Origin of the sequence: uncultured Thomasclavelia sp. (assembly GCF_944324745.1) — a bacterium.
Taxonomy (GTDB): domain Bacteria; phylum Bacillota_I; class Bacilli_A; order Erysipelotrichales; family Coprobacillaceae; genus Thomasclavelia.
In genome coordinates this window covers 1-2,753 of the sequence record NZ_CALUXO010000099.1, presented here as the reverse complement: position 1 = coordinate 2,753, position 2,753 = coordinate 1, and the positions used below count along the sequence as shown (strand labels likewise).

4 protein-coding genes are annotated in these 2,753 nt (G+C 40.3%); all 4 read right to left on the bottom strand.

From position 1 onward, the window contains the following. Positions 1–5: 5 nt before the first annotated feature. Genes Q0K54_RS13705 through Q0K54_RS13690 form a run of 4 tightly spaced genes read right to left on the bottom strand, consistent with a single transcriptional unit; the run spans position 6 to position 2,627 of the window. Entirely contained in the window at positions 6–839 is an 834-nt protein-coding gene (locus tag Q0K54_RS13705) for a PTS system mannose/fructose/sorbose family transporter subunit IID (protein ID WP_294582082.1), read from the bottom strand. Position 840: 1 nt separating this feature from the next. Further along, complete coding sequence (locus tag Q0K54_RS13700) at positions 841–1,680, bottom strand: PTS sugar transporter subunit IIC (protein ID WP_294582081.1); 840 nt, start codon at positions 1,678–1,680, stop codon at positions 841–843. An 18-nt stretch (positions 1,681–1,698) separates the two neighbouring features. Beyond that, entirely contained in the window at positions 1,699–2,190 is a 492-nt protein-coding gene (locus Q0K54_RS13695; protein WP_294582079.1) for a PTS sugar transporter subunit IIB, read from the bottom strand. A 14-nt stretch (positions 2,191–2,204) separates the two neighbouring features. Then, on the bottom strand, positions 2,205–2,627 hold the full coding sequence (locus Q0K54_RS13690; RefSeq protein WP_294582078.1) for a PTS sugar transporter subunit IIA: 423 nt from the start codon (positions 2,625–2,627) through the stop codon (positions 2,205–2,207). Positions 2,628–2,753: the final 126 nt, after the last annotated feature.

Below are 2,753 nucleotides of genomic sequence, written 5' to 3'. Positions count from 1 at the left end.
CTTTTTTAATATTGTAAACCTGGATTAAAGAATCCGACTAATACTCCTACAAAGGCAATCACTACTAACAGTAACATTACTTTGATCGGTGACATCTTCTTTTTCGCCAATAAGTACCAGCATAACATTACAAATGCTGCTGTTAAAAATCCCGGATAGACACTGTTCAACGTATCCTGTAATTTTAAATATGGTTCGCTGGCTCCTTCAGCTGTCAATGTAAATGATGTACTGACACTTACCCATGTTGCTGCTACTGCCCCGATTACGATCCCTCCTAACATCGTGATCGATTCTCTCAAGGCTTCTCCCTGGGCTCCGACTAAAAAGTCAACTGCTTTCCCTCCTAGTTCATATCCCTTGAAATATAGAAATCGCATTCCAAAATAGGCAAATAAATTCCATACAATGATATAGAAGATCGCTCCTAATGGTGATCCGCCTCCGGACATTCCTAACGCTACCCCTAACAGGATCGGAATGACCGTTCCTACCACCAGTGAATCTCCGATCCCGGCCAATGGTCCCATCAACCCGGCTCTTAACCCGTTGATCGTTTCATCATCGACATCATCTCCATTGGCTCTGGCTTCTTCCAATCCCGCCGTCATTCCGACGATCACTGATCCCACCTGTGGTTCAGTATTGAAGAATGCTGTATATGTCTGGATCGCTTTTGACTGGTCTTCTTTTTTATCATAAAGTTCTTCTACTATTGGCAACATTGAACATAAATATCCAAATGTCTGCATATGTTCCTGTGAAAAACAGGTCAAATTCCCATAATACCAGTTATGAAATGATTTCGTTAAGGTCTTTTTGCTTAGTTTCTTTTCCATTTTAGATATCCTCCTCGTCATCATCTTCATCATCTTCGATTACTGCTTTCTTTAATGACAGCATCTTGATTCGATAATTGATCAATGCAAACATTCCTGCAATTACTGTTGCTGATACCAGATTGATCCCTAAGGCTGCTGCCAATGTAAATCCAAAGAAAAATGGAATGAAGTCAACTGCTTTAGTGACGATCTGTTTTAACAAGATGGCAATTCCCACACATGGCAGTAATGATCCCACAGTAAATAAGGTCATCATTGCCAATCCATCCATTGGCAGATAATTCTTGATCATTTCGACCATTGGTGCCCCCATTTTACACATGATCAGTGTTGGGATAAAAGAACAGATAAGATGTGAGATCCATGGCAAAACCATATTGACTGCATACAGTTTTTTAAATTCACCTTTTTCTACTGCTTTCCATCCCATATGCTGCCATACCAGATTGATCGTTGCTGTTCCATAAAATAATACGGTTCCTAATGTTCCTACCATCGTACCAAATGAAGTGGCCATCGCTGCCCCATCAGCACTTCCGGCATCCAATCCATAGCTTTTCAAGGCAATCATCGCTAAAGGAATCCCGATATAGCTTACTGCCCGAACATCCGCTGATACGGTTCCCCCTGGCGTTACCAGTGCGATATATACTACCTGCATCGCTACCCCAACTAAAATTCCTGAATAAATATCTCCTAAAATAATTCCACAGACCAGTCCTCCAACTAACGGACGTCCTAATGTATAGTTCCCGATTGATGTACCACCTAATCCCGGCATACTTGACAAACATGCAAACAGTCCTAATAAGGCGGCCTGAATCCAGCTGATTTCCATATTACCTTGCACTCCCTTCTAATATCCAAATTTTCCTTTAAAGTCATCCCAGGTTCCAATTGACACATCTGGCAATAAAGCAAATTTGATCTTATATCCTGCCTGAGCTATCTTTTCAAAAGCATCAGCTTCTTCCTGAGTGATCGACTGATTGTTTCCTAATTTGACTGCTCCTTCCCGGTCATTGCAGGGACCGACGATTACTGTATCGATTCCACATTTAAAGCCCTGTTCAACCAGGATCTTATACATATCGATCGGATTTTTAGTGATCAGAAAATATCTGGTATCACTGTCCAGAACCTTTTGTGCTTTCTTTTTAAAATCATCAAGCGTCCAGACAAAGGTCTTCTTGCCGCTGGCTGCTTTATAGGCTGATTTTAAAACGCTGTTGCTGGCAGCCTTGTCATTGACAGCGATCAATCCATCACATGGATATTCACGAGCCCAGCGAGTACATGTTTGACCATGGATCATCCGGTCATCGATTCTAATAAATGAAACTGACATTGTTTATTCCTCCCTTATATATCGTCTTCTTCATCATTATCCAATTTAAATTCTTTTAAAGCATCCTTAGCTTCTGATAAGACCTGTGAAGCTAATGACTGATTATCAAAAGTATCTTTCATCAAGACTGTAGTAAGTGCTAACGGCAGATTCATCCCACCAATTACCAGACATTTATCGGTCATTTCTTTTTTGGCAATAACTGATAAGGCGGTAGTCAATGGCGAACCACCGATCAAATCGGCTAATAGAACGATTTCATCATCACTGGTGATCTTGGCAATAGCATTTTCAAATGTAACTGCAAAATCATCAGCACTTTTACCATCTTTCAATCCGACAGCGATGACATCATCTCTTTTACCGGCTAACATTGATAGAGCATTTTCCAGACCACTGGCAAATTCACCATGGCTGACCAATACTAAATACTTCATTTATTTCATCCCCTTCTCTATTTGACACCTATATTCTAACAATAAAGCGGTTACATTCCATCTGTCGATTGTCATAAGATCATACTTACATTTTTCACTGTTTTTTATGACATTTGTCATAAAAAA

Excerpts from the sequence above, each read along its gene's own strand:
- Q0K54_RS13700 (WP_294582081.1), bottom strand. The coding sequence starts at position 1,680 with ATGGAAATCAGCTGGATTCAGGCCGCCTTATTAGGACTGTTTGCATGT.
- Q0K54_RS13705 (WP_294582082.1), bottom strand. The coding sequence starts at position 839 with ATGGAAAAGAAACTAAGCAAAAAGACCTTAACGAAATCATTTCATAAC.
- Q0K54_RS13695 (WP_294582079.1), bottom strand. The coding sequence starts at position 2,190 with ATGTCAGTTTCATTTATTAGAATCGATGACCGGATGATCCATGGTCAA.
- Q0K54_RS13690 (WP_294582078.1), bottom strand. The coding sequence starts at position 2,627 with ATGAAGTATTTAGTATTGGTCAGCCATGGTGAATTTGCCAGTGGTCTG.